Source organism: Vibrio sp. V03_P4A6T147 (genome assembly GCF_002241085.1).
Taxonomy (GTDB): Bacteria; Pseudomonadota; Gammaproteobacteria; order Enterobacterales; family Vibrionaceae; genus Vibrio; species Vibrio anguillarum.
This window is the reverse complement of sequence record NZ_NDIO01000265.1, coordinates 1-3,264: the sequence shown is the minus strand read 5'-3', so window position 1 is coordinate 3,264 and position 3,264 is coordinate 1. Positions and strand designations below refer to the sequence as shown.

Annotated in this window: 2 protein-coding genes; both read left to right on the top strand. The window is 42.2% G+C overall.

Annotated features, from left to right (window positions below; all coding sequences use genetic code 11):
- Positions 1 to 29: 29 nt before the first annotated feature.
- Complete coding sequence (locus B9J84_RS10545; RefSeq protein ID WP_094124088.1) at positions 30 to 1,730, top strand: FAD-dependent oxidoreductase; 1,701 nt, start codon at positions 30 to 32, stop codon at positions 1,728 to 1,730.
- A 173-nt stretch (positions 1,731 to 1,903) separates the two neighbouring features.
- Positions 1,904 to 3,214, top strand: a complete 1,311-nt coding sequence (locus tag B9J84_RS10540; RefSeq protein WP_094124087.1) for a type II toxin-antitoxin system HipA family toxin — start codon at positions 1,904 to 1,906, stop codon at positions 3,212 to 3,214.
- The last annotated feature ends 50 nt before the right edge of the window (positions 3,215 to 3,264 follow it).

Here is a 3,264-nt window from a genome sequence, read left to right as displayed (position 1 = left end):
ATAATTTACAGAGTAGAGAATATTAAGATATGACTAAAATTTTAATCGTCGGTGGTGTCGCTGGCGGAGCTTCAGCAGCAGCAAGAGCCAGAAGGCTTAGTGAAGATGCCCAAATCATAATGTTTGAGCGAGGAAGCTTCGTCTCGTTCGCAAACTGCGGATTGCCCTATCACATAGGCGGCGATATCAAAGATCGCAGTAAATTATTACTACAAACACCAGAAAGCTTTTTAGCTCGATTTAATGTTGACGTTCGTGTAATGAATGAAGTCATATCTATCGACCGCCACAACAAACTCGTTACTGTTAAGAACCTGATTGATAGTAGTGAGTATGAAGAAAATTATGACTTCCTGTTACTTAGCCCAGGTGCAGGCCCAATTGTCCCGCCAATCCCAGGCATTGATAACCCACTTACTCATTCATTGCGTAACATTCCAGACATGGATCGTATCATTCAAACGATTCAGATGAACAAGCCCGATCACGCGACTGTTGTTGGTGGTGGATTCATTGGTCTAGAAATGATGGAAGCCTTCCACCAGCTTGGCATTAAAACCACTCTCATCGAGATGGCAGATCAAGTGATGACACCTGTTGATAAAGAAATGGCGGGCTTTGCTCATGTTGAAATTCGCCAAAAAGGCATTGACCTAAAATTGGGAGTTGCCCTTCAAGCTATCGAGTATGTACCGAATGAACATATCGCGAGCTTTAGTTCTGGTGAGGATGAAAATAAACAACATATTGAGGGTGAACTGAATCTTACCCTCAACAACGGTGAAACATTAACCACTGATATCTTAATCATGGCTATTGGTGTTCGCCCAGAAACTAAATTAGCGAAAGAAGCGGAATTAGAAATTGGGGCACTTGGTGGTATCTATACTAATGAATACATGCAAACGAGCGATCCAAGTATCTACGCAGTGGGTGACGCTGTTGAAGAAAAAGATTTTGTAACTGGTGGCCAAACCTTAGTACCTCTTGCTGGCCCTGCAAACCGTCAAGGTCGTATGGCGGCCGATAACATGTTAGGTCGGAACGAGACTTATCAAGGTACACAAGGTACGGCGATTTGTAAGATCTTCGACCTTGCTGTGGCTTCCACTGGTAAAAATGAGAAACAGCTTAAACGCGCAGGCATTGAATACGAAAAAGTTTACGTCCACACCGCAAGCCACGCGAGTTACTACCCTGGCGCTGAGATTGTTTCATTCAAAATGTTGTTCGATCCTAAGTCTGGCAAAATTTACGGTGCTCAAGCAGTTGGTAAAGACGGTATTGATAAGCGTATCGACGTTATGGCGGTTGCTCAACGCGCAGGTATGACGGTAGAGCAACTCCAACACTTAGAATTGACTTACGCGCCACCTTACGGCAGTGCAAAAGATGTGATCAACCAAGCTGCGTTTGTCGCAAACAACATCATCAAAGGTGACGCAACTGTGATTCATTATGATGAAATTGATAACTTGTCTGAAGACCAAATCCTTCTTGATGTACGTAACCCAGGCGAACTACAAAACGGTTACCTACCAGGCGCAGTTAACATTCCTGTTGACCAACTTCGTCAACGTATGAACGAACTACCAAAAGACAAAGAAATTGTTATTTACTGCCAAGTTGGGTTACGCGGTAACGTCGCTTATCGTCAACTAGTCAACAACGGTTTTAAAGCACGTAATTTGATTGGTGGTTATCGTACTTACTGCCACGCAAAGATGTAATTACTGTTAACAAAATTGATAGCCAGTAATCATATTGCTGGCTGTTGTATAACTAGCCCTCTCCTTCAATAGTCAGTCTGACTGCGCTGTAAAATCGGCTCTAGCTATTTTATCAACTAATTGTATGATTTAGGTAACACCTCTCCATCTCCATTTTCCTTCAGAAGAAACAGATGACTATGTTACTTGCATACATTAACAACACCAAAGTTGGCCATCTAACCAAGACTACCGATAGCCCAATGCAATTTTGCTACGATGAGAAATGGTTAGCTCAGCCGAACGCCTACCCAATTTCTCTATCTCTTCCACTTCAAAGCCAACCGTTAAAAGATGACCCTGTAGCAAATTATTTTGATAATCTGTTGCCAGATTTAACTTCAACACGTAGGAACATAGAGCGTCGCTATAACACCGACTCAACAGACGTGTTTGATTTATTGCATGCAATCGGTCGCGATTGCGTTGGCTCACTTTCATTGCTGCCAGCAAATGAAGTACATAATGGTCTTGCTTCAACTCGGCTGGAACCACTTTCAGTTCGTAATTTACACAATATAGTTACGGCTCATGAGTATCAGTTCCCTCTTGGCATGTCCAATAAACACGACTTCCGCATCACAATATCTGGGGCGCAAGAGAAAACTGCGCTAGTTAAAATCAAAAATGATTGGTTTTTACCCAGTTTGGATTACCCAAGCACTCACATTCTCAAATTTCCGATTGGCTTTATTCAGCAGCCAGCGGCAACACTTGATATGACGGGGAGCGTTGAAAATGAGTATTTCTGTATAAAACTTGCAGAAGCAATGGGCTTCCAAGTTCCAAAGATTGAGATCTTAGAAGTTGAAGGAATGAAAGCTCTAGCTATTGAACGTTTCGATAGACACTGTTCACAAGATGGGAAGTCACTTATTCGATTGGCTCAAGAAGACATGTGCCAAGTATTCTCGCTTCCCTCACGATTGAAATATCAGAGTGATGGTGGTGTTGGTATTAAAGAAATCATGCAACTACTTAGTCGTTCTAGATGCGCAGACAACGACTGCGACGATTTTATGCGCTTTCAAGTATTTCAATGGTTGATCGGTGCAACCGACGGGCATGCAAAGAACTTTTCGATTTTTATCGAAGCGGACAGTACGTATCGATTAACACCATTCTACGACATTATGTCTGCTTTCCCCTCATCAAGTGGTAGAGGTATTAACACACGTAAATTAAAATTAGCAATGTCTCTCAAATCCACTTCAAGTGGCAATAAGTGGCATTTAGAAAAAATCTATCCGCGTCACTTTATTGCAACAGCAGAAACCGTTGGTTTCTGCACAATTCGAATGCAAGAGATACTTGACGAGTTTGTTAACTCTTTTCCAATTGCTATTGAGCAAACCGTTAACCAGCTACCCAACAACTTTCCTGCTTATATCATAGATTCAATTGTCAGCAACGCTCTTCGGATACTTGTCAAAATAAAGCTCTAGCCAATCAGGGGATAGCGGTCTTTGAAAAAATGAGTCTGGATGGACAAAGC